Here is a 21,346-nt window from a genome sequence, read left to right as displayed (position 1 = left end):
CGAATCCCACGCCCCGTGCCGGCATCGCCGGCACGGGGCTTCGGCATAGTCGGAAATTCTCCACATCCGTCCGGCGACCTCCGGTTGAATGATCGCGAAGTCCCGACATGTGAGGAGATCTCGTGCGGACAGCTAGAAGACTGGGGGCCCTGGCCGTTTCGGTGCTGGCAGCGGCCACGGCACTGAGCAGCCCGGCGTCGGCAGGCACCGTGCAGTCGTTCCACACCACACTCGACCCCGCTTCGGTGCGGGAGTCGGTGCGATACCTGGTGGAGAACTACCAGGTCGACGAGCAGGAGGCGATACGCCGTCTGGAATTGCAGACCGACGGCGTCAAGCTGGACGAGCTGCTGCGCCGTGATCGCGGCGCCGAGTACGGCGGCATGTGGCTCGACCAGGACAAGGGGCAGCTGGTCGTGGCGATGACCGAGCCCACGGCCGCCGAACCGTATCTACGGGCGATGCCCGCCCGTTCCGACGTTCGCACACAACGGGTCCAGCACTCGTTACAGCAGCTCACGGCGGCGAAGGAACGCGTCGCCGCGAAGGTCGGCGCAGGGCCGGAAGCCGTCTACCTTCCGGCAGTGAGCGAATCCGAAAACCGGGTCGTGCTGTGGGAACGCGGCTGGGTGGCGCAGGAGAAGGCGGCCATGCGCGCCGTGACCGCCGAAGTGAACACCGCCACCGCGGCCGCGGTGGCGGAATCCGGCATGGTCGTCTCGCGCGTGCTGGCGAACCCCAACGCACTCTCCACGCCGAACGTGGACTTGGGTTTCTGTCATCCGCTCTACTGCACCGGTTACGGCCCGATGCGCGGCGGCATCCGGCTGGACATGAAGCGGGACAACGGCACCTGGGGCGGCTGCACCAGCGGCTTCAACCTGCGGTCCACCGGCGGCGGTTTCCCCGGCAAGGGCTGGGTGCTGACCGCGGGACACTGCATGCGGACGAAGACCAACAACACGCCGACTCAGCACAACGGCAACGACGTGCTGCAGCAGCACGGCATCGAGAAGAGCTCGTACCCGTACGACTACGCGGCGCTGCCGTACGTCAACGACGCGGCGGCGACGAACTGGCTCGAAGGCCAGACCGGCCGTAACCGGGTGCTGAAGTACTGCCGCAACGGCGGCATGGACAGCAACGGTGACACCCCGTGCGGCGCGCAGGCCACCTCGGTCGACGAGTACATCACCGGCGCGCACAAGCTCGCCGACATCAAGGCGGGCTGGGTCGTCTGCGCCTCGGGGACCGCGTCGAGCGCGGTGAACTACCCCGATTCCGTCGACAGCGGCGCGGGCGCCGGTTACCTGGTCGGGACCCGCTGCGGGCGCGTCCTGTCCACGGACGTCGGCATCAACACCGACCTGTGCGCCCGTCCCGGCGACAGTGGCGGACCGCTGTTCAGCCAGGCCGATCACGCGGCGCTGGGCATCCTGATCGGCAACCAGCAGTCCCGCTCGGGCCCTTGCCAGGCCGGTGAGCTGAACAACTACGCGCCGATCGAGACGATCACCACCGATCTCAGCGAGCGGATCGCGAGTCAGGGATCGAAGTTCGCGGTGATCACCACTCCGAACGGCTGATCTCCGAGTACGTGAAGGCCCCCTTCGCGATGAAGGGGGCCTTCACGCAACTTCTCAGGACGTCAGCAACGGACCTTCGTACCGCAACGAGTCACCCTCGCCGTACACCCGGACCGTCAACTCCGGCGGGTCCCATGGCGCGAACACTTCGTCGACCGTCTGGGGCGCCGGCCCCAGGTCGACGTCCACGGCGAAGGTACGAGCCACGATGTCGGCTCCGACGACGGCGCCGTCCGCGTCGGTGACTTCCAGGCGGCTCACTCCGGCGTCGATCGCTCCGAGCACACCCGGTCTGGTGCTCCACACCGCGAATCCGCGCTCGGCGGTGTCACTTCCGTACCCTCTGCTCATGATGTTGAACAGCGTGCTCTCTCCCTCCCGGAAGACGCACTCCGCCTCGGCGCCCGAATCGTTGTAGGCCAGCAGCCGCCCGTTCGCGCTACCCGCCCAGAGCCGCGCGCCGGTGTGCCATCCGGCGTGTGACACCGCCTCCGTCGAGCCCGCGGTCTCCGCTGACCGATACAGCTCACTGAGGGCCGTCAACTCCACTATCCACTGCTCGACTTCTTCATCCCTTGCTGGGGCCACTACGCGTGAACTCTCCTTTCTGACTGTCCACAATGGTCATCATCGAGGCTGACACACCCGGATGCCGATCACATCGGGGTTTCCCCGGAGATCACCCGGGGTCGCTGCACGGTTCCGTGCAACGGACAGGCGTTAGGCCGAGCAGAGCAATCTCGCGGTTTTCCCGTCATGGGGGTTTTGGTCGCACGTCGGAGTGTCGCCGGGGCAATCCCGGCGACACTCCGACGCAGAGGGGTACGGCTGATGACCGCGCAGCGCACGATCATGGACGAGATCGGCGAAATCGGTGTCTGGCTGACGGGCGAATTCGGCGGCCGAGTGCCCTCGACCATGATCAGCCGGGTGCTCAACGCGAGCAAGCGCGACCTCGAAGGACGGATCGACCCCGAGGAACTGGGCGAGATGTTCTACACCCTCTGCCGATTCCGGCTCCAGCGGATCGTGGCCGGCGACCAGCGGATCACCGTCAGGGTCCCCTGACGTTCACGGTGACTGTCTTGAGCTCGACGTACTGAGCGAGGCCCGCCGGACGGCTGGACCCACCGTCTGCTGATCCAGCTCCTGGGTGGAGTCGGTGCGAGCTAGCGCCCGCCCCGTCCATGGGGATTCCGTCGCGTCAAGTGCTCGCTTCGCGACGATGGCGCGACCACATCCTGCTTCTTGACGCCTTCGATCGGCGCGGGGACCTCCGGCGCCCGAGAAGTGGATCGGTGGCGGTTCACCCGATCAACGATCCCGGGCAGCGTCGTGCCGGACCAGAGCGTGAATAAGGCATAAATGAGGCGTGAATGCGGCGTGCGGTCCGCTGAACAGGCTTTTCACAGACGACACCACCCACTAAGAACTTCATCACCCTGCCCCCCATGGAACGGCGATGTCACGCTGAGTGTGCGATGGTGACGACATGGCCGCTTCGCGCAGACGATTCCCCGTGTCCTGGACCACCGTCATGCCGGTCCTCGCCATAGTCGTCCTGGCGCTGAGCTGGGGCCGCGAACTGGGCCCGGTGCCGGTTGTCGTCGTCGCGCTGGCGCTCGGCGGGACCGTGCTGGCCGCGGTCCACCACGCCGAAGTGGTCGCGCATCGCGTCGGCGAACCCTTCGGCTCGCTGGTGCTGGCGATCGCGGTCACGGTCATCGAAGTCGCGCTGATCGTGACGATGATGTCCTCCGGCGGCCCCGAGGCAGGCACGCTGGCCCGTGACACCGTGTTCGCCGCGGTCATGATCACGATGAACGGCATCGCCGGCATTTCACTCATGGTCGGCGCTCGCCGCACCGGCGAGACGCATTTCAACCCGGAAGGCAGCGGCGGTGCGCTCGCGACCGTGGCGACGCTCGCCACCGTCAGCCTCGTGCTGCCGACGTTCACCACCAGCACTCCCGGCCCGGCCTTCAACGGCACGCAGCTGACCTTCGCCGCTGTCGCCTCACTGCTGCTCTACGGCCTTTTCGTGCTCACCCAGACCGTGCGTCACCGTGACTTCTTTCTGCCGGTCGACAGCGAGGGTTCTGTCAAGGAAGAGGAACACGCCGAACCGCCGACCTCCAAGGCGGCGCTGACCAGCCTCGGGTTGCTGCTGGTGGCGCTGGTCGCCGTCGTCGGACTGGCGAAGGTCGAATCACCGGCGATCGAAGCGGGGGTCAGGGCGGCGGGCTTCCCGCAGTCGTTCGTCGGCGTCGTGATCGCCATGCTGGTCCTGCTGCCGGAGACCCTGGCCGCGAGCCGGGCCGCCCGGCGCGACCGGATGCAGACCAGCCTCAACCTCGCCTACGGTTCGGCGATCGCGAGCATCGGGCTCACCATCCCGACCATCGCGCTGGCGTCGATCTGGCTGGACGGGCCGCTGATGCTGGGCCTCGGCGCCACGCACATCGTGCTGCTGGCGCTGACGATCGCGGTCAGCGTGCTCACCGTCGTCCCCGGCCGCGCGACCCGGCTGCAGGGCGGGGTGCACCTGGTCCTGCTGGCCTCGTTCCTGGTCCTCGCCATCAATCCGTGACACGAGTCCTCTTCGGACGGTGTTCTGTCGGTGGTCGCGGGTAATCTCTGCCCGGTGAACGCTCGGGACCGCATCCAAGAACTCGCCGATCAGATCGTCGTCCTTCGCGACGCCTACTACCGGGGCTCGCCGAAGGTGGCCGACGCCGACTACGACGCGATCGAAGACGAATTGCGCGGCCTCATCGAGGCCAACCCCGAGCTGGCCCCGGATCCGAACCCGCTCGACCAGGTCGGCGCGCCCGCCATCCTGCACGCACCCATCCGGCACTCGCGCCCGATGTTGTCGCTGGAGAAGGCGACCAAACCCGAGCAGGTCGCGGCGTTCTTCACCCGCTTCCCTGGGCAGCCGGTGGTCGTCATGCCCAAACTCGACGGCCTGTCGCTGGCCCTGGTGTACGAGAACGGGCGGCTCGCCAGGGCCGTCACCCGCGGCGACGGGACCACGGGTGACGACGTGACCATGCTGGTGCGGGCGCTGACCGACGGCGTCCCGGACAAGGTCGACGCGCCGGGCCGGGTCGAGGTCCGCGGCGAGGCCGTCATGCTGCGCTCCACCTTCGCCGCCTACAACAAGGTCCACCCGGACAAACCGCTGATCAACCCGCGGAACGCCGCCGCCGGAACGCTGCGTGCCAAGGACCCGGCCACCGTCGCCGAGCGGCGTCTCCAGTTCTTCGCCTTCGACCTCTCCACCGAACCCGAGAGCGCGGAAACCGATCTCGACGGCGCGCTGAGGACGCTCGGGTTCGCCGCCGCCGACATGCGGCACTGCGAAGACGCCGAAGCGGCACAGGCCGTCATCACGACCATCGAGCAGCAGCGCAACGACCTCGACTACGACCTCGACGGTGCCGTGCTGCGCCTGGCCGATCGCGACGCCTACGCGGCCGCCGGAACCCGGTCCAGCTCACCGCGCGGTGCGCTGGCGTTCAAATTCGCCGCCGAGGAGAAGACCACGGTGCTCGCCGACGTGGTCTGGGATGTCGGCAAGACCGGCAAGATCGCTCCCGTCGCGTGGCTGGAGCCGGTGTTCGTCGGCGGGACCACCGTCACCCGGGCGACGCTGGCCAACCAGGAGGTCATCCGCGCCCGCGGCATCAAGATCGGCGACACCGTGCTGGTGCGCCGCGCCGGTGACGTGATCCCGTTCGTGGCGGGCGTCCTCGACGCCACCAAGCGCACGGGCGAGGAGCGGGAGATCGTGCCGCCGTCGGTGTGCCCGTCGTGCGAAGAACCGCTGACCGAACAGGGCAACAGCCGCGAGCTGTTCTGTACCAACGTCGCCTGCCCCGCACAGACCGTCCGGCGGCTGATCCACTGGGCGTCGCGCGCCGCCGCGGACATCGACGCGATCGGCGGGGTCTGGATCGAGCGGCTCGCCGAGGCCGGGATTCTCGAACACCCGTCGGACTTCTACCGGCTCACCAAGGAAACGCTGCTGGAGTTCGACCGCATCGGCGAGATCTCCGCGACCCGCATGATCGAGTCCATCGACAAGAGCCGCGCCGTCGGTCTGCGCCGGGCGCTGATCGGGCTGGCGATCCCGATGGCCTCCGAGGGCACCGCCGCGCGGCTGTGCCGGGCGGGATTCGGTTCGCTGGAAGACGTCGCCGACGCGGGCGAAGAGGGCCTCGTCGCCGTGGAGGACATCGGCCCGAAGGTCGCCGCGTCCCTGATCGAGCACCTCACCCGGCTGCGCCCCGAACTCGAGCGGCTGCGGGAGGCCGGCGTCTCCCTGGACGTGCGCGAAGAGGACCTTCCGCCGGTCGTCGCGGCCGGCGCGCCGCTGGCAGGCAAGACGGTCGTGGTCACCGGATCGATCAGCGACCCCCGTTCCGGCGAGAAGGTGCCGCGTCCCACCTTCCAGCGGTTGTGCGAAAAGGCGGGCGCGACCATCGCGTCGTCGGTCTCGGCGAACACGGACCTGCTCATCACCGGCGCCGACGTCGGGGCGAGCAAGCTGACGAAGGCCGAAAAGCTCGAAGTCGAGGTCGTGGACCAGGGCGTGATCTGGCAGCAGTTGATCGAGGCGGGTGTCGTCTGACGATGGGTCTCGTAGGTTAGTACCGGGATCGCAGTCCGTGAAGGGCTCCTTCATGTACCTCGGGCGGACGAGATCACTGGTGCCGAACCGGCCAAGCCTCGTTAGTGGAAAAGAGGGTTATTGAGGGATAAGGCAAAGGTGCAGGGACGCGGGATTCGCTCGCGGCCGTCGGGCGACCCTGTCGCGAAAGCCACTTTCGGGACCTCAGGCGTCGCGAAAGTGGCTTTCGCGACGCATCTCGGCCATGGGTTCCAGCGGCGGTAATGAAGGCCCCCTCTTCGCTACCGCACCCTGCTCCCGACGTTGCGAAAGCCACTTTCGCAACCTTCAAGGTTGCCAAAGTGGCTTTCGCAACCTGCCACCTTTGCCTTACCCCTCAATAACCGTCCCTGCCACTCACGAGGTCGTCACCCCGCGGGCTTCGTCCGGTACCGCGGGCTCGTCGAGTGCCATTCGAAACCGCCGCCCATCCATCCCCGCAACCCGCGCAGAAACCGTTGCAGTTCAAGGGAAGGCACGGCGCTCAGCTTCTCGTGCGCCGCTTGGAAGTCCCGGACGACGTCGTTGTGCAGTTCGACGGTGATCGCCGTGGCCTCTTCGATCGAGCATTTCCGGTCGTCGGCGATCAGCAGGACCGCGTTGCAGGGTGGCGACTCGTCCTCCAGGTCCTTGGCGACCGAGTGCACGTCGTTGACCAGCACGGCAGCCGTGCCCGCCTGGATCGCCGCCTCACGGACCCGCGGGTCGTAGTAGAGGTTCGACGTCAGTTCGTAGCCGCCGAGGACGTCGATCAGTGTCATCGACGTGTAGAAGCTGTCGTGCTGCCGGGCCGCGAGGTACTCCCAGGCGGGCGGGTATTTCCCGCTGTGGCGCCATGCCGCGTAGGCGCTCCAGCTCACGAACATCGCGAAGGTCGAATAGCAGACCCGTTGCACCTGTGCGGCGGTCCCGGCTTGCCGCAGGAAGTCCGTCCCCGAGTTGAGGGCCACCAGGACCCGGTCGTTTCGCAGCGTTTCGTCGAGGTCGCGGCTGAAATCGCCCAGTGACGGCACCGGGTCCATGGCGGCCATCGCGAGCGCCAGCTTCGGTGGCAGCTCGGCCGGCACGGCCCCGAGCGAGGTGTCGTCGGCGTAGAGGTCGTCGGCCGCCCACCAGGCGGCGTTGAGCCGCGCGGAGATCAGCAGTTTGTCGGGATCCTCGCAGTCCGGGTGGGCGAGCATGACGAGCCTGCCGAAACCCGCTTTCCCGATCTGCTCGCATTCCTCCTCGCCGAACCCGCACTCCCCCGCCCACAGGACCAGCCGTCTGTCGACCTCCTCGGCGAGCGGATCGTTGATGCGTTCGGTGACGGGGCAGTACAACGGCGGCGCGGACCCGTCGCCCCACGGCCGATACGCGTACGACGGGTCGAGAGCGGGTTCCTCCGGTGGCGGCGGAGTTTCCTCCACCGACACCGGGGGAACAGCGGCCAGCCGGGCCGCCAGCCGAGCGGCTGACGTGCCCAGTCCGCTCGGACCGGCCAGTAGTGTGGCGAGCGCACCCTGTTCGGTCATCGCTTACTCCGATGGTCTCGCGGGATCAGACGCGGTCCGCGGCGATCAGCAGGTAGTGGAAACTGCCTTCGCGATAGGCGTCCAGGAACGGGCCCTCGATCCCGGTCGCGACCGAAGACTTCGCCCGCAGTTCCCAGTACGGGATCGTGTCCGGCGTCAGGTCCACCACCGAGATCGGCACCAGGTCGTTGGCCGTCATGGCCTTGAAGTACTGGCTGCGCGGATGGATGTTGCAGGTGTAGTGCTGGTCGATCTGCGCGACGGCCTTGGACCGGCCACCGGTCACGTCGTTGTAGCAGCCGGTGATGGTGACGTAGCGCCCGCCGAACTCCAGCTGTCGCGCGTGCTCGGCGAAGAGCTCGTGGAGGTCCACGTACATGGTGCTTTCGTTGTTCCAGATCGCCTTGCGCGAACCGGTTTCGAAGCCGGTGTCGAGCATGTTCCGGAAGTGGTAGCGCACCCGGTCGGCGACACCCCTGATGTCCGCCTGGTGATTGGCGAACTCGACCTGCTTCTCCGAGATCGAGATCCCGTCGACGTGGCAGCCGAACCGTGCGTTGGCCATGATGCTGGACCCGCCGCGTCCGCACCCGGCGTCGAGGAGCCGGTCGTCCGGTTTGACGTCGCCGAGGTGGTCGAGCAGGACGTCCGCCTGCGCGGTCTCCAGCCGGTGCATTTCGGCGATGATCCGCTCGTCACGGGTGTTCTCGGGGCCTTCCAGCACCGACCAGTCGACCTCGCCGATCCCGTAGTGGTGGTGATAGAGCCCGTCCACATCGCCAAGACGCAGGTTGACCGGGTCCTTCTCCTTGTTCCAGTACGACGCCACCGACTTCTGGTACTCGGTGCGCAGCACCTTCGCGGGAGCGGGGGTACGGGCGATGGTCACGTGTGTGGTCCTTTCTGAAGCTTTGTTGTTCGTTGTCGTGGCCGGCCGGGGTGTCAACGTGCGACCTCGACGTTTTCCAGGACGCCGAGCGCGTCGGGAACGAGCACGGCGGCGGAGTAGTAGGTGCTGACCAGGTAGTTGGCGACGGCCTGTTCGTTGATGCCCTCGAAGCGCACGTTCAGGCCCGGCTCGTACTCGTCGGGAAGACCGGTCTGGTGCAGCCCGATCACACCGTTGTCCTCCACGCCGGTCCGCATGGCGAGGATCGAGGAAGTGCCGCTGTCGGTGATCGGGATCTTGTCGCAGGGCAGGATCGGCACCCCGCGCCACGCGTTGACCACCTTGCCGTCGACCGTGGTGCCTTCCGGATACAGGCTGCGGCGCGTGCATTCCCTGCCGAACGCGGCGATCGTGCGCGGATGGGCGAGGAAGAACTTCGTCTTGCGGCGACGGCTGACGAGTTCGTCCATGTCGTCCGGCGTCGGCGGGCCCGACCGGGTCTGGAACCGTGATTTGAGATCGGCGTTGTGCAGCAGCCCGAACTCGCGGTTGTTGATCAGGTCGTGTTCCTGCCGCTCCCGCAACGCCGACACGGTCAGCCGGAGCTGCTCGTCGAACTGGTCCATCGGCCCGTTGTAGAGATCGGTCACCCGCGTGTGCACCCGCAGCGCCGTCTGCGCGACGGCCAGGTCGTATTCGCGTGGCGAGGTCTCGTAGTCGACGAACGTGCCCGGCAGTATCGGCTCGCCGTCGTGCCCGGACGACATCCCGATCTCGGCCTCGCCCTTGGCGTTCTGCGGCTTTCCCTTGTGTGCCAGCATGTCCTGCACGTGGCGGCGCATCGCCTCGGATCGGCCGTTGAGGTCGGCGAAGTCGTCGGCGCGCAGGGTCAGCACGATGACCGGGGTGACGGCCTTGACGGTGAACGGCCAGTTCCGGTCGATGCCGGCGAGCATTTCGTCACCGAAGTGGTCGCCATCGGCCATGCTCCCGATGGCGGCTTCGGTGCCGTACTCACCGGGCGCCACCTTGGCGACCTTGCCGTGCGCGACCAGCACGACCTCGTCGAGCGGCGAACCGTGGCTGACGATGGTCTCGCCGGGCCGGTACTCGTGCTGCACGAACCGGTCGGCGAGCGCGGTGAGGGTGTCCTCGTCGTCGAAACCGCGCAGCAACGCCAATTCCGCGAGTTCCTGCGGGACGACCCGCACCTCGGTGCCGACGTTGGTGAAGGTCACCCGCCCGTCACCGACGGCGTAGGTCAGCCGCCGGTTGACCCGGTACGTGCCGCCGTTCGCCTCGACCCAGGGCAGCATCTTCAGCAGCCACCGCGGCGTGATGCTCTGCATCTGCGGCCGCGTCTTGGTGGTCGTCGCCAGGTTCCGCGCGGCGGCTGGGCCGAGACTGAGCCGCCGGTCGGCCTCCGGCGTCGCGGCGGTCATCCTTCGCGGCCGAGTTCGGCGGCTTCGAGGACGGCGAGCGCGTCCGGTACGAGCACTGCGGCGGAGTAGTAGGTGCTGACCAGGTAGGAGATGATCGCCTGCTCCGAGATGCCCATGAACCGGACGTTCAGCCCGGGCTCGTATTCGTCCGGCAGGCCGATCTGACGCAGGCCGACCACGCCCTGGCTCTTCTCGCCGGTGCGCATCAACAGCACGGAACTGGTGCTGGTCTGGCTCACCGGGATCTTGTTGCACGGCAGGATCGGGACACCGCGCCACGACGGCACCTTGTGCCCGCCGAGGTCGACCCCGGTCGGGTAGATGCCGCGCTTGCTGCACTCGCGGCTGAACGCGGCGATCGTGCGCGGATGCGCGAGGAAGAAGCCGGGTTCCTTCCACACCAGGGCGAGCAGGTCGTCGAAGTCGTCCGGAGTGGGCGGACCGGTGCGTGTCGCGATGCGCTGGGTGAAGTCGGCGTTGTGGAGCAGCCCGAAGTCCGTGTTGTTGATCATTTCGTACTCTTGGCGCTCGCGCAGCGCCTCGATGGTCAGGCGCAACTGCTGCTCGGTCTGGTCCATCGGCTGGTTGTAGAGGTCGGAAACGCGACTGTGGACCCGGAGCACCGTCTGGGCGACGCTCAGTTCGTATTCGCGTGGCGAGGTCTCGTAGTCGACGAAGGTGCCAGGCAGCAGCGGCTCGCCGTCGTGTCCGGACGAGATGTCGATCTCGGCCTCGCCGAAGTCGTTGGCACGTCCGGAGTCCTGCGTCGCCCGCTCGATCTGGGCCTGCAGCGATTCGGACTGTTCCAGTACGCGCTCGAAGTCCCGGCGGTCCAAGGTGAGCACCGTGCAGGCGGTGGCCGCCTTGGCGGTGAACTCCCAGATGCCGTCGTCGGCGACGAGGGCCTGCGCGCCGAAATAGTCGCCGTCCTTGACCACGCCCAGCGCGGTCTCGTCACCATACGGGCCGGGGCCGGTCTTGGTGATCTTGCCGTGCGCGATGAGGTAGACGCGATCCGCCCGGTGGCCGAATTCGACGAGTACGTCCCCTGCCGCCACCTCCTGCTGTTCGAAGCGGCCGGCGAGTTCGACGAGTACCTCTTCGTCGTCGTATCCCTTGAGCGGCTTCAATTCTCCCAATTCCGCCGGGATCACGCTCACCTGGTTGCCGGCCTTCGAGAAGGTCACCCGCCCGTCGCCGACCGCGTAATTGAGCCGCCGGTTGACCCGGTAGGCGCCGCCGTTCACCTGAACCCATTCGAGCATCTTCAGCAGCCAGCGGGAGGAAATTCCCTGCATCTGCGGAACGGTCTTGGTCGTGGTCGCGAGGTTGCGCGCGGCGGCCCGGCCCAAACTCAGCTGCGGATTTTCCGGCCCTTGGACACCTTCGGCGGAAGTGCCCGATTCGGTCACGGTCACAGCAAGGTCCACCCTTCGATAGTCGTGCTGACAAACAAGAACCACAAGTCGCGGCGTGCCGGTCGTACCCCGAAGTGCGGCCCCGCAGGATCAACATAGCAAGGTGTTTTTCCCGCACAAGCGCACTTTCAGGTAATGCGTCAAGGCCACCCGAATGCCGATTTTCCCATTGCACAGGAACGCTTTTGTCGACGTTACTCGACGCTTTAAAGCCGCCACGCAATCGGTCCAGCGATTGTTCTGAGGTGTTATGCGAAGCCGTGCCGGAACTCCCGGGTGTACCCGCGATGCGGCCGTTGGAGTGGACGCGTCGGACACTTTCGGGTCGCCTCCGCACCCGTGTTCGGCGACGGCTTGACGGAAAGCGACGAAACAGAGGGTCGCGGCCGGACACTCCGTCGTGTCACGGTTTCAGCCCCGTTGCCTACATGTCAGCGGTGGCTGTACTGTCGTATCCGTGCTGACATGTGAGACTCAGGGCGCCGCCCTCGCCCGGCTCGGCCGCGCTCTGGCCGACCCGAACCGCTGCCGGATCCTGGTCGCCCTGCTCGACGGAGTGAGCTATCCCGGCAGGCTTGCCGACGAACTCGGCTTGAGCCGCTCGAACGTGTCGAACCACCTTGCCTGCCTGCGGGGCTGCGGACTGGTCGTGGCCACCTACGAGGGCAGGCAGGTCCGCTACTCGCTGGCGGACGCGCATCTGGCCCGCGCGCTGCGGGAACTGGTCCAGGTCGTACTCGCCGTCGACACCGCCGAGCCCTGTGTGGACGACGACGCCCTTCAGGTGCTCCGATGAGTTCCTGCGCGGACGGCTGCTGCGCCACGAAGTCCACCGTGGACCCGGATCGTCGTCTCGCGCTGTCGCGCCGGGTCCGGCTCCTGGTCGCCGCGACGATCACCTACAACGTCGTCGAGGCGGTCGTCGCCATCTCCGCGGGCACGGTCGCCTCCTCGACCGCCCTGATCGGCTTCGGCCTGGACTCGATCATCGAAGTCGCGTCCGCCACGGCCGTCGCCTGGCAGTTCTCCGGCAAGGACCCCGAAGCCCGCGAACGCACCGCGCTCAAGGTCATCGCGGTCTCCTTCTTCGCGCTGGCCGCGTACGTCGCCGTCGAATCGGTACGCACCCTGTTCGGCGCCGACCACGCCGAGCACTCCCCCGTCGGCATCGTGCTGGCGGCGATCTCGCTGCTCGTGATGCCTTTCCTGTCCTACGCCCAGCGTCGCGCCGGGCGCGAACTCGGCTCCGCGAGCGCCGTCGCCGATTCAAAGCAGACCTTGCTCTGCACCTATCTTTCCGGTGTGCTTCTCGTCGGGTTGCTGCTCAACAGCCTCTTCGGCTGGTACTGGGCCGATCCGCTGGTCGCGCTCGTCATCGCCGCGGTCGCGATCAAGGAAGGCCGCGAGGCCTGGCGCGGCGAACACTGCTGTTGAAAGGGAGCGTCATGACCCGGCTCGCACGATGGAACCGTTACTGGGACGGAAAATCCCGGAACTACGACCGGGAGATGCAGTTCCTGGACCGCAAGCTCTTCGGCGATTCCCGCGCGTGGGCCTGCGGCCAGGCCACCGGCGACGTCCTCGAAGTCGCCGTCGGGACCGGCCTGAACCTGCCGCTCTATCCCGAAGGCGTCACGCTCACCGGCATCGACCTCAGTGACGGCATGCTCGCCGTCGCCCGCGGCCGCGCCGAACGCCTCGGTCATCCGGTGACGCTGCGGCGGGCGGACGCGCACGACCTGCCCTTCGACGCCGATTCGTTCGACACCGTGGTCTGCACGCTCGGACTGTGCGCCATCCCGGACGACGGCAAGGCGTTGCGGGAAATGGCCAGGATCCTCCGGCCGGGCGGCAGGCTCATCCTGCTCGACCACATCGCGAGTTCGTCGCGTGCCGTGCGCGGTCTGCAGTGGCTCGCCGAAAAGGTCACCGTGCCGATGGCGGGCGAACACTTCCTCCGGCGTCCGCTCGACAAGATCGGCGGCCTCGGCCTTGCCGTGGAGCACCGGGAGCGGTTCAAACTCGGGCTGGTGGAACGGCTCGTCGCCCGCAAATGAGCCGTGTCATCGGAATTTCATCGGCGCGGCCGATCATGATGAGGTGACCTACCCTCAGCAACAGCCACCCATCTGGCAGCAGTACCCCGTCGCGCCGCCGAAGAAGGCCCCGAACACCGCGCTGATCGCCGGGATCGCGGCCGCGGCGCTCGTCGTCACCGGCGGGGCGATCGCGGTGACCGTGGCGATCACCACCAGTGGCAGCGCCACCGCTGACAATGCCCCGGGTGGTAGTGCGCCCGAGGTCGATCCCGACCCGTTCTCCGCGCAGGCCGGAGACTGCATCTCGGCTGACGAGGACGCCGGGAGCAACGGCAAGTTCAGCGCCAGCGCCGTCCGGGTCCACTGTTCGGACAGCACGGCCAACTACTCGGTGATGGCACAGCTTTCGTCCGGGTCCGGTTCGGACTGTGCGTCCGTGCCGGGTTACGAGTACGGCAACCCCGTCGTCTACGACTTCGAGTCGGGACAGTCCAGGGAACTTTGCCTCATGCCGAAGGGCTGACGGTCTCCCAGGCCGCTTCGATCATCCGGAAGATCTCGTCCACCGCGGCCTCGGGATCGGCCGCCTCCCTGCCGATCGAATAGGCGTCGATCACGAACCGCGCGATCGTGCGGCAGGCCGTCGTCGACCGGGACAGGCCGGGATCGGCCGCGATGGCGGCCGCCAGGGCTTCGGCGTGGCGCAGCCTCATCGAGTCTTCGTACTCCCGCAGCGCCGGCGATCCGTCGATCATGCGCCAGATCGGCGCGGCGCCGTCCGCCGTGCAATGCCGCACCATCGCGTGGATCTCGCGGCGCAACGCGGGGATGAGCGGCTCGTGCGGGGCCCGTTCGGTGACCGCGCGCGTGAGACCTTGCTCGAAGTCGGCGTCCTGTTCGAACACCAGGGCCTCTTTCGAGGCGAAGTGGGAGAAGAGCGTGGTGACGGCGACGTCGGCCTCCGCGGCCACCTCGCGAATGCCCACCGCGTCGTATCCGCGTTCCAGGAAGAGCCGGAGAGCGGTGTCGGCGATCTTCTGACGGGTCGCGGCCTTCTTGCGCTCACGACGTCCGGTCGGCACGGTCATGCGGCGACGCTAGCAGATCCAAAACAACAACGGTTTCAAAACGCTAACCGTTAGTGCTACGGTCGGTCGCATGAAGAAAGTGATCTTTACCGAGTTCGGCGGTCCGGAAGTCCTGCAGCTCGTCGACGCCGAGGATCCGCACGCCGGCCCCGGTCAGGTGCGCATCGCCGTGCGGGCGGCGGGAGTGAACCCTGTCGACTGGCGGGTGCGTGAAGGGCAGGTCCTCGGTGCCCATCCGACCGTGCTGCCGTCCGGCGTGGGATTGGACGCCGCCGGCGTGGTGGACGAGGTCGGCGATGGCGTGGCCGGCGTCGAGATCGGCGACTCGGTATTCGGCGAGGGTTCGAACACCTATGCCGAGTTCGCCGTGCTGACGGCATGGGCCGTGATGCCCGAGGGACTCACCTTCGAAGAGGCCGCCGGATACCCCTCCGTGGTCGAGACCGCGTTGCGTCTCATCCGCGAAGTCGGCGTGCGACCCGGCGAGACGCTGCTGGTCAGTGGCGCGTCCGGCGGGGTCGGTTCAGCGGTGCTGCAGATCGCCCGCGAGCGTGGCATAGCGGTGATCGGCACGGCGGGCGCCGCGAACCAGGACTATCTGCGCGGCCTGGGCGCGGTCGCCACGACCTACGGGGAGGGCTGGGTGGAGCGGGTGCGGCGGCTCGGCCGGATCGACGCGGCTCTCGACCTGGCGGGGTCGGGCGTGATCGCCGAACTGGTCGAGCTGACCGGGGCACCGGACAAGGTGCTCACCATCGCCGATCTCAGTGCACCCCAGCTCGGCGTCCGGTTCTCCGGGGTGGCCGGAAGCGTGCCGGACGCGCTGGCCGAAGCAGTCGACCTCATTTCGCGGGGCAAGCTGCACATCCCGGTCGAGAAGTCCTACTCACTGGCCGATGCCGCGGCGGCCCACGTCGACAGCCACGCCGGGCACACCCGCGGCCGCCGGGTCATCGTCGTCTGAGCCGGATCAGGCCGTGGTCGCGGGAAGGACCACGACGCCGTCGTCATCGGCGTAGAGGGTGTCGCCGGGAGCGAAGGTCACTCCCCCGAAACCGACAGGGACGTCGACAGCGCCGACGCCCGCCTTGGAACTCTTGCGCGGGTTGGTGCCGAGCGCCTTCACTCCGAGCGGGAGCCCGGCGAGTTCGGCGCTGTCGCGGACCGCGCCGTTGACGACCACGCCCGCCCAGCCGTTGTCCACGGCGGACTTCGCGATCATGTCGCCGGTCAGCGCGCTGTGCAGGGAGCCGCCGCCGTCGACCACCAGGACGCCGCCGTCACCGGGGGTGGTCAGCAGTTTCTTGACCAGGCCGTTGTCCTCGTGGCAGGAGACCGTCCGGATGGGGCCCGAGAACTTCCGGTGCCCGCCGAACTGGCGGAACTGGGTGTCGCAGACGCGCAGCCGGTCGCCGTGTTCGTCGACGAGGTCGGCGGTGGTGAAGGAATCGATCACGCACTGGAGTTTCTCACGTCGCCTCGGGCGGGAACACCGAGTCCAGCACATGGGTGAGGATGGCGGCGGGGTCGGCGGCGGGCGCGACCGCCTGACGCAGGGCGAGCCCGATGCCCAGGGCGCCCAGCATCACGACGGCCTCATGGAGCGGCAGGGCGGGTTCGAGGTGGAGCCGCTTCGCGTGTTCGACGAGGAGAGCGACGACCTCGTCGTCGTGGCGCTGTTGGATGGCGGCGACAAGGGCGGCGGTTTCGGGCTGCTGTGCCGTCGCGGCGAGCACTTCCGCGGCCGCCGCGCTCCATCTGGCGGCATCCTTGTCCACCACGTCGGCAGGAGCCAATGCCGCGATCACGTCGTCCCGGGTGGTGGCGAGGGCGAGGGTTTTCCGCAGCTCCGCGAGGTGACCTTCCGCGCCGGCTTCGATGATCGCCAGCCACAGCCCTTCCTTGCCGCCGAAGTGCTTGTAGACGGCGCCGCGGGTGTACCCGGCGTCGTCCGCGATCTCCTCGACCGTCGCCGCCAGGAAACCGCGCCGCAAGAAGACCTGCCGACCGGCCTCCAGCAGGTGTTCGTGGGTGCGCCGCTGCTGTTCGGCCCGTGTCAGCCTGGTCATCGCCCGCCAATTCAGTAACAGAACGTTTCTGGATACACGACGTTACTGTATCGTCCGGTGCATGGAGTTCCTGGCACCCGTGGCCGCGTTTCTCAGCCTTCCCCTCTTCCTGGCCGGATTCGCTTGGTACGCGGCGCGCGCTCGCCGGGCGGGCGTCAGCCAGTCGCTGTTGGCCCCGATCGAGGAGATCTGGGACCCGATCTCGCACAAGACCAACATCGAGATCCAGATCGAGGCCGAACGGAGTCCGGAGACGCCATCACCCGGAGACCCGCCCGAGCTGAAGTGGCGATGCAACTTCAGTAGCCGACGGTGAAATGCCGGTCCTGGCCAGGATTCTCGAGTTCGTCCACGACGGCGACGGCGAGGTCCTCCGCCGAGATCCCGGACGAACCGTCCTCCGCGGTGACGATGGTCTTCGTGCCCCGCCGATAGGCCCCGGTCCGGATACCGGGCTCCAGCATCGCGGGCGGACTGAGGTAGACCCAGTCGCCCGCGTGGGCCTCGCATGCCTGGAGCTGGCTCAGGCTGGCCGAGGCGATGGTCCGCCACGCCGGCGGCACGAACGCCGGGTCGTCGATCACGAGCCCACCGGACGGCGACCGCAACGGCCCGGCGCCGCCGACGACCAGGACACGCGTGCCCGCCGCGGCGTCGAGCAGAGCAGTGATCGTGGCGGCGACCGTGTCTTCGGCGCCGGGCGCGGGTCTCGTCGCGCCCACGACGGCGTCCACTCCCTCGAAAACCGCGCTCATGTGACGGACGTCGGTGACGTCACCGCGGACGACGTCGACGTCCGGATGCGGGGATTCCGGTGCGGTGCGGCGAAAGACGGCAGTGACGTGGTGCCCGCGCGAAACGGCCTCGGCGACGATCCGGGAGCCTGCCATTCCCGACGCTCCGACAACGGCGATCTTCATCGGACGATGCCTTCCGTCTTGGTCTTCGGGGTGATCTGGCCGGCCACGATCGAGGCGAGGGCGAGGGCGAAACCGGCGAGCTGGACCGGGCCGAGCGACTGTCCGAGCAGCACGGCGCCGAGCACCGCGGCGACCATCGGCGAAAGCAGGCCGAGGACCGCGACCGAGGTGACCGGCAGGGACGTGATGCCGCGGAACCACAGGACGTAGGCGAGCAGGCCGCCGATCAGGCCGAGCCAGAGGTAACCGAGAGCCGCGTCCAGGTCGATGGCGGGCGGTGCGCCTTCGAACAGGAAGGTCACCGGCAGCAGGAACAACCCGCCCGCGGTGAGCTGCCACGAGGCGAACGCGGTCGGCCCGACGTCGGCCGGGCGTCCCCATCGTTTGGTGAGGGTGACACCGAGCGCCATGGTGCCGGCGCCGCCGAGTCCGGCGAGGACCCCGACGAGGTCGAAGCCCGCCGCGGGGCCGATCACGACCAGGCCGACACCGACGATTCCGACGATCCCCCAGGCGAATCGCCACGCGGACGGGCTCTGCCGCAGCACCGCCACGGCGAGGATCGCGACGAGTAGCGGCTGGGCGGCGCCGAGGGTGGCGGCGACCCCGCCGGGCAGCCGTTCGGCGGCGACGAACAGCAAGGGGAAGAACAGCCCGATATTGAGGACGCCGAGCGCCGCTGCCTTCAGCCACCACGTTCCGCGCGGGAGGGTGCGGGTGATGGCGAGCGCGATCAGTCCGGCGGGCAGGGCGCGCATGAGTCCGGCGAACAGCGGATGCCCTGGCGGGAGGAGTTCGGTGGTGACCACGTAGGTCGTTCCCCAGACCATGGGAGCGAAGGCGGTCAGCGCGGTACCGGCGAGACCGGCGGCGAGGGGTGTGGTCGTCAGCGTTTTCACGCTTTTCAGCTTGGGCTCCGACGATCAATGAGTCCAACACATGTTTGTCACTTGATCCATCGTGATTCAAGATGGATCCATGGAGCTTCAGCAGATGCGGTACGTCCTGGCGGTGGCGGAGACGAACAGCTTCACGCGCGCCGCGGAACGCTGTCTGGTCGTGCAGTCGGCGCTGAGTCACCAGATCGCGCGGCTGGAGCGTGAACTCGGCGCGCGGCTGTTCGAGCGCACGAGCCGCCGAGTGCGGCTGACCGCCGCGGGCGAAGCGTTCCTGCCCGCTGCCCGGCAATGTCTCGAGGCCGCCGAACGGGCCGGTTCGGAGGTCGCCGCGGCCGTCGGCGAGATCCGCGGACGGCTCACCGTCGGCGTCATCCCGACCGTCGCGGCGGTTGACGTCCCGGCAGCGCTGCACACCTTCCGCGGCCGGTATCCCCACGTCCGGATCGGGCTGCGGGTCGGGGCGAGCGAAAAGCTGGTGGAGCAGATCAAGGACGGGGCGATCGAGGTCGCGTTCCTCGGCCTCCCGGTGTCCGACCGGCCTCAGGGTGTGGCCACCCGCGAACTGGGCCGCGACGATCTCATCGCCGTGGTGGCGCCGGGGCATCCTCTCGCCGTCGAGTCCGAAGTGGACTTGCAGCGGCTTTCGACCGAGGTCTTCGTCGATTTCCCCACCGGGTCGGCGGGACGGGCCCAGACGGATCAGGCCTTCGCCGCGGCAGGGATCACGCGGGAGGTGGCCTTCGAGGTGACGGCCGCCGATTTCATGGCGCGGCTCATCCATCAGGGACTGGGTGTGGCGCTGCTGCCGTCGAAGTACGTGCCTGCCCTGACCGACGTCGTCACCGTGCCGGTGCGGGACGCGCCCGCGCGGATCGAGCACCTCGTCTGGAACCGCTCCACGGTCACTCCGGCCGCGAAAGCGTTCCTGGACGTACTGGGTGTCGTTGGGGACGTTCCGTGAAGGCCTCCTTGAGGGACTCTGGGTCCCTCAAGGAGGCCTTCACGGAACGCGGGCGGCATCACGGACCGGCAATGCGCGCCGTGAGTCAGGCGACTACTCGCGCCCTTCCTTGATGATCTCGTAAAGGCTGGTCCACGAGCTGCGCCCGTGTCCCGCGGCGATCGCCCGGTCGTAGTGCGACTTGATCGCCTCCGGCAGGACGACGTCGATCCCGGCGTCCCGGCTCGCCTGCACGATGTGGTCGGCGGACGCGCCCATCATCGTCACGTTGGCCTCGTCGCCGGGGTGCTCGCCCTTCTCGACCTGCTCCGCGGCGGCTTCCAGGTAGAAGCCCATCATCGCGTAGTTCTCCTTGGCGTACGGCACGAACTTCGCGCTCGGCACTCCGGCCGAGCGGACGAGCGCGGTCGCGTGCAGGAACGCCGAAAGCGCGTTGAGGAAGATGTCGAGCTGCGCCTGGTAGAACAGCTGTGCCAGCCGGACGTCTTCGCCGAGGAAGTCCGGCCGCCCGATCAGCGCCAGGATGTCCCGGTACTTCTCGAACACGTCGGTGGGGCCGCTGTAGAAGACGTACGCCTCCTCTTTGCCCACCAGCGGGGCCGGCACCATGACGCCACCCGCGATGAACTGCCCGCCGCGGGCCTTGACCCAGTCGGCGGCTTCGCGGGTCTTCTCCGGGGTGTCCGAGCTGAGGTTGACGATCACCTTGCCCGCCAAGGCATCCTCGGCCTTGCCGAGAATGTCGTACATCGCCGCGTAGTCGGTGAGGCTCAGCAGCACCAGCTCCGACGCCGCCACCGCGTCCGCCGGCGTCTCGGCGCGAACGGCACCGGCCGCCACCACGCCGTCCGCGCGGGCGGCGGTGCGGTTCCAGACGGTCACTCCGTGGCCGTTCTCCAGGAGTACCCGGACCATGGCCTGTCCCATCGGGCCGAGCCCGATCAGTGTGATCATTGTGTTTCCTTACTTCTTGAGGAGTTCGATGACGCCGATCAGGTCTTCGGCGCCGTGTCCGTCGGCGACTCGTTTGTCCATCAGCGGCTGGAGCGGCGCGAGCAACTCGGCGCTGACGCCTTGTTCCTCCGCGGCCTTCGCCAGGTTCGGGAAGGCCGCGGCCTGCATCGCGAGGTTCGACACGACGCCGGTCACGTAGTCGCCGTCGTCGATCTGCTCGGCCGTGCGCTCCAGGAAGCCGCTCATCGCGTCCATCCAGCCGCGAAGCAGCGGAGCGAACTCCCTTGCTTTGGCTCCGGTGGAGCCGATGAGGGTGAAGGCCTGGATGACGCCGATGAAGTTCCCGTACATCCCGCTGAGCAGCGCGATGTCGTACAGCGGCGCCAGCCCGGGGTCGGCGCCGAGGTAGTTGACGCCGCCGAAGGTGTCGAGTGCGGTGCGGGCCCGGCCGAAGACGGTGCCCGAGCCGCTGTAGAAGATGAACGCCTCGGGTGAGCCGATCATCGGCGGGACCGCCATGATCCCGCCGTCCAGGTACGCCGCGCCCAGGTCTTCGGCCCAGGCGGCCATTTCGCGTGCCTGGCCGGGGGTGCCGTTGGTCAGGTTGATCAGCTGCCGTCCCGCGAGCTCGGCGGCGACCGGGTCGAGGACCTCGTGCACCGAGTCGTAGTCGAGCAGGCAGGCGATCACGATGTCGTTCGCCGCGAGAGCCTCCGAGATGGTCGAAGCGACCGAAGCTCCCTTCGCCGCCACCGCCTCGGCGCGGCTCGCGGTCCGGTTCCACGCGGTGACCGGATGTCCCGCGGCCAGTAGTGCCTCTACGAGCGCGGTTCCCATAGCGCCCAGCCCCAGTACCGTCACCGGGGTCTTGCCGTGTTCGCTCATGGGACCA

Annotated in this window: 23 protein-coding genes; 11 read left to right on the top strand and 12 right to left on the bottom strand. The window is 68.1% G+C overall.

Features of this window, described 5'->3' with window-relative positions; all coding sequences use genetic code 11:
• Nucleotides 1-122 precede the first annotated feature (122 nt).
• Nucleotides 123-1,586, top strand: coding sequence for a trypsin-like serine protease (locus ACIHAO_RS09525; RefSeq protein ID WP_396556223.1), 1,464 nt, complete (start codon nt 123-125; stop codon nt 1,584-1,586).
• A gap of 54 nt (nt 1,587-1,640) precedes the next feature.
• On the opposite strand, the gene ACIHAO_RS09520 is transcribed toward ACIHAO_RS09525, so the two are convergent.
• The gene (locus ACIHAO_RS09520) at nt 1,641-2,135 is read right to left on the bottom strand and encodes a hypothetical protein (protein WP_396556221.1); all 495 of its coding nucleotides are present in this window, start codon (nt 2,133-2,135) and stop codon (nt 1,641-1,643) included.
• 282 nt (nt 2,136-2,417) lie between these two features.
• Here ACIHAO_RS09520 and ACIHAO_RS09515 point away from each other — a divergent pair, with 282 nt between their 5' ends.
• The 3 genes from ACIHAO_RS09515 (at nt 2,418) to ligA (ending at nt 6,222) form a co-directional block, all read left to right on the top strand.
• Nucleotides 2,418-2,654, top strand: coding sequence for a hypothetical protein (locus ACIHAO_RS09515; RefSeq protein ID WP_396556219.1), 237 nt, complete (start codon nt 2,418-2,420; stop codon nt 2,652-2,654).
• Nucleotides 2,655-3,078: 424 nt separating this feature from the next.
• Nucleotides 3,079-4,176, top strand: coding sequence for a calcium:proton antiporter (locus tag ACIHAO_RS09510; RefSeq protein ID WP_396556217.1), 1,098 nt, complete (start codon nt 3,079-3,081; stop codon nt 4,174-4,176).
• Nucleotides 4,177-4,230: 54 nt separating this feature from the next.
• Nucleotides 4,231-6,222, top strand: coding sequence for an NAD-dependent DNA ligase LigA (ligA, locus tag ACIHAO_RS09505; RefSeq protein ID WP_396556215.1), 1,992 nt, complete (start codon nt 4,231-4,233; stop codon nt 6,220-6,222).
• Between the two features lie 407 nt (nt 6,223-6,629).
• On the opposite strand, the gene ACIHAO_RS09500 is transcribed toward ligA, so the two are convergent.
• From ACIHAO_RS09500 to ACIHAO_RS09485, 4 genes are read right to left on the bottom strand one after another with little or no spacing between them, the layout of a single operon-like run.
• Nucleotides 6,630-7,775 carry a family 2 encapsulin nanocompartment cargo protein terpene cyclase gene (locus tag ACIHAO_RS09500; protein ID WP_396556213.1) on the bottom strand — a complete coding sequence of 382 codons (1,146 nt, stop codon included), beginning with the start codon at nt 7,773-7,775 and terminating at the stop codon, nt 6,630-6,632.
• A gap of 25 nt (nt 7,776-7,800) precedes the next feature.
• The gene (locus ACIHAO_RS09495; RefSeq protein ID WP_125787649.1) at nt 7,801-8,664 is read right to left on the bottom strand and encodes a geranyl diphosphate 2-C-methyltransferase; all 864 of its coding nucleotides are present in this window, start codon (nt 8,662-8,664) and stop codon (nt 7,801-7,803) included.
• A 53-nt stretch (nt 8,665-8,717) separates the two neighbouring features.
• A complete protein-coding gene (locus ACIHAO_RS09490; RefSeq protein WP_396556211.1) occupies nt 8,718-10,106 on the bottom strand; it encodes a family 2B encapsulin nanocompartment shell protein in 1,389 nt (462 codons plus the stop codon).
• Entirely contained in the window at nt 10,103-11,524 is a 1,422-nt protein-coding gene (locus ACIHAO_RS09485; RefSeq protein ID WP_396556209.1) for a family 2B encapsulin nanocompartment shell protein, read from the bottom strand. The genes ACIHAO_RS09490 and ACIHAO_RS09485 overlap by 4 nt, the downstream gene beginning before the upstream one ends.
• Nucleotides 11,525-11,981: 457 nt before the next feature.
• On the opposite strand from ACIHAO_RS09485, the gene ACIHAO_RS09480 reads away from it, so the two are divergent.
• Genes ACIHAO_RS09480 through ACIHAO_RS09465 form a run of 4 tightly spaced genes read left to right on the top strand, consistent with a single transcriptional unit; the run spans nt 11,982 to nt 14,086 of the window.
• A complete protein-coding gene (locus tag ACIHAO_RS09480; protein ID WP_396556207.1) occupies nt 11,982-12,320 on the top strand; it encodes an ArsR/SmtB family transcription factor in 339 nt (112 codons plus the stop codon).
• Nucleotides 12,317-12,958, top strand: a complete 642-nt coding sequence (locus ACIHAO_RS09475) for a cation transporter (RefSeq protein WP_396556205.1) — start codon at nt 12,317-12,319, stop codon at nt 12,956-12,958. The genes ACIHAO_RS09480 and ACIHAO_RS09475 overlap by 4 nt, the downstream gene beginning before the upstream one ends.
• An 11-nt stretch (nt 12,959-12,969) precedes the next feature.
• Entirely contained in the window at nt 12,970-13,581 is a 612-nt protein-coding gene (locus ACIHAO_RS09470; protein WP_396556203.1) for a class I SAM-dependent methyltransferase, read from the top strand.
• Between the two features lie 43 nt (nt 13,582-13,624).
• On the top strand, nt 13,625-14,086 hold the full coding sequence (locus ACIHAO_RS09465) for a hypothetical protein (protein ID WP_396556201.1): 462 nt from the start codon (nt 13,625-13,627) through the stop codon (nt 14,084-14,086).
• Here the strand turns inward: ACIHAO_RS09465 and ACIHAO_RS09460 are convergent.
• Nucleotides 14,070-14,651, bottom strand: a complete 582-nt coding sequence (locus tag ACIHAO_RS09460) for a TetR/AcrR family transcriptional regulator (RefSeq protein WP_396556199.1) — start codon at nt 14,649-14,651, stop codon at nt 14,070-14,072. The genes ACIHAO_RS09465 and ACIHAO_RS09460 overlap by 17 nt on opposite strands.
• Nucleotides 14,652-14,721: 70 nt before the next feature.
• Between ACIHAO_RS09460 and ACIHAO_RS09455 the strand changes: the two genes are divergently transcribed.
• A complete protein-coding gene (locus ACIHAO_RS09455) occupies nt 14,722-15,615 on the top strand; it encodes an NADP-dependent oxidoreductase (RefSeq protein WP_396556197.1) in 894 nt (297 codons plus the stop codon).
• Nucleotides 15,616-15,621: 6 nt separating this feature from the next.
• On the opposite strand, the gene rraA is transcribed toward ACIHAO_RS09455, so the two are convergent.
• Both rraA and ACIHAO_RS09445 read right to left on the bottom strand, forming a co-directional pair.
• The gene (gene rraA / locus ACIHAO_RS09450) at nt 15,622-16,107 is read right to left on the bottom strand and encodes a ribonuclease E activity regulator RraA (RefSeq protein ID WP_396556195.1); all 486 of its coding nucleotides are present in this window, start codon (nt 16,105-16,107) and stop codon (nt 15,622-15,624) included.
• A 13-nt stretch (nt 16,108-16,120) separates the two neighbouring features.
• Nucleotides 16,121-16,720: a TetR/AcrR family transcriptional regulator gene (locus ACIHAO_RS09445; RefSeq protein ID WP_396556193.1), complete on the bottom strand. Its 600-nt coding sequence runs from the start codon at nt 16,718-16,720 to the stop codon at nt 16,121-16,123.
• Nucleotides 16,721-16,781: 61 nt separating this feature from the next.
• Between ACIHAO_RS09445 and ACIHAO_RS09440 the strand changes: the two genes are divergently transcribed.
• Nucleotides 16,782-17,036 (top strand): hypothetical protein, encoded by a 255-nt coding sequence (locus ACIHAO_RS09440; protein WP_396556191.1) that lies wholly within the window; start codon nt 16,782-16,784, stop codon nt 17,034-17,036.
• On the opposite strand, the gene ACIHAO_RS09435 is transcribed toward ACIHAO_RS09440, so the two are convergent.
• Entirely contained in the window at nt 17,020-17,640 is a 621-nt protein-coding gene (locus ACIHAO_RS09435; protein WP_396556189.1) for an NAD(P)-dependent oxidoreductase, read from the bottom strand. The two genes, ACIHAO_RS09440 and ACIHAO_RS09435, sit on opposite strands and share 17 nt — an antisense overlap.
• Nucleotides 17,637-18,539: an EamA family transporter gene (locus tag ACIHAO_RS09430; RefSeq protein WP_396556187.1), complete on the bottom strand. Its 903-nt coding sequence runs from the start codon at nt 18,537-18,539 to the stop codon at nt 17,637-17,639. The genes ACIHAO_RS09435 and ACIHAO_RS09430 overlap by 4 nt, the downstream gene beginning before the upstream one ends.
• A 79-nt stretch (nt 18,540-18,618) precedes the next feature.
• Here ACIHAO_RS09430 and ACIHAO_RS09425 point away from each other — a divergent pair, with 79 nt between their 5' ends.
• A complete protein-coding gene (locus tag ACIHAO_RS09425; protein WP_396556185.1) occupies nt 18,619-19,500 on the top strand; it encodes a LysR family transcriptional regulator in 882 nt (293 codons plus the stop codon).
• A 93-nt stretch (nt 19,501-19,593) separates the two neighbouring features.
• Here ACIHAO_RS09425 and ACIHAO_RS09420 read toward each other — a convergent pair whose 3' ends face one another.
• Together ACIHAO_RS09420 and ACIHAO_RS09415 are read right to left on the bottom strand one after the other, a co-directional pair.
• Entirely contained in the window at nt 19,594-20,454 is an 861-nt protein-coding gene (locus tag ACIHAO_RS09420; protein ID WP_396556183.1) for an NAD(P)-dependent oxidoreductase, read from the bottom strand.
• A gap of 9 nt (nt 20,455-20,463) precedes the next feature.
• On the bottom strand, nt 20,464-21,339 hold the full coding sequence (locus ACIHAO_RS09415) for an NAD(P)-dependent oxidoreductase (protein WP_396556181.1): 876 nt from the start codon (nt 21,337-21,339) through the stop codon (nt 20,464-20,466).
• Between the last annotated feature and the right edge of the window lie 7 nt (nt 21,340-21,346).

The organism is Amycolatopsis sp. NPDC052450, from assembly GCF_044547565.1.
Lineage (GTDB): Bacteria > Actinomycetota > Actinomycetes > Mycobacteriales > Pseudonocardiaceae > Amycolatopsis.
Note: the sequence above shows the minus strand (reverse complement) of the source record. Positions and strands in the feature narration are given on the sequence as shown.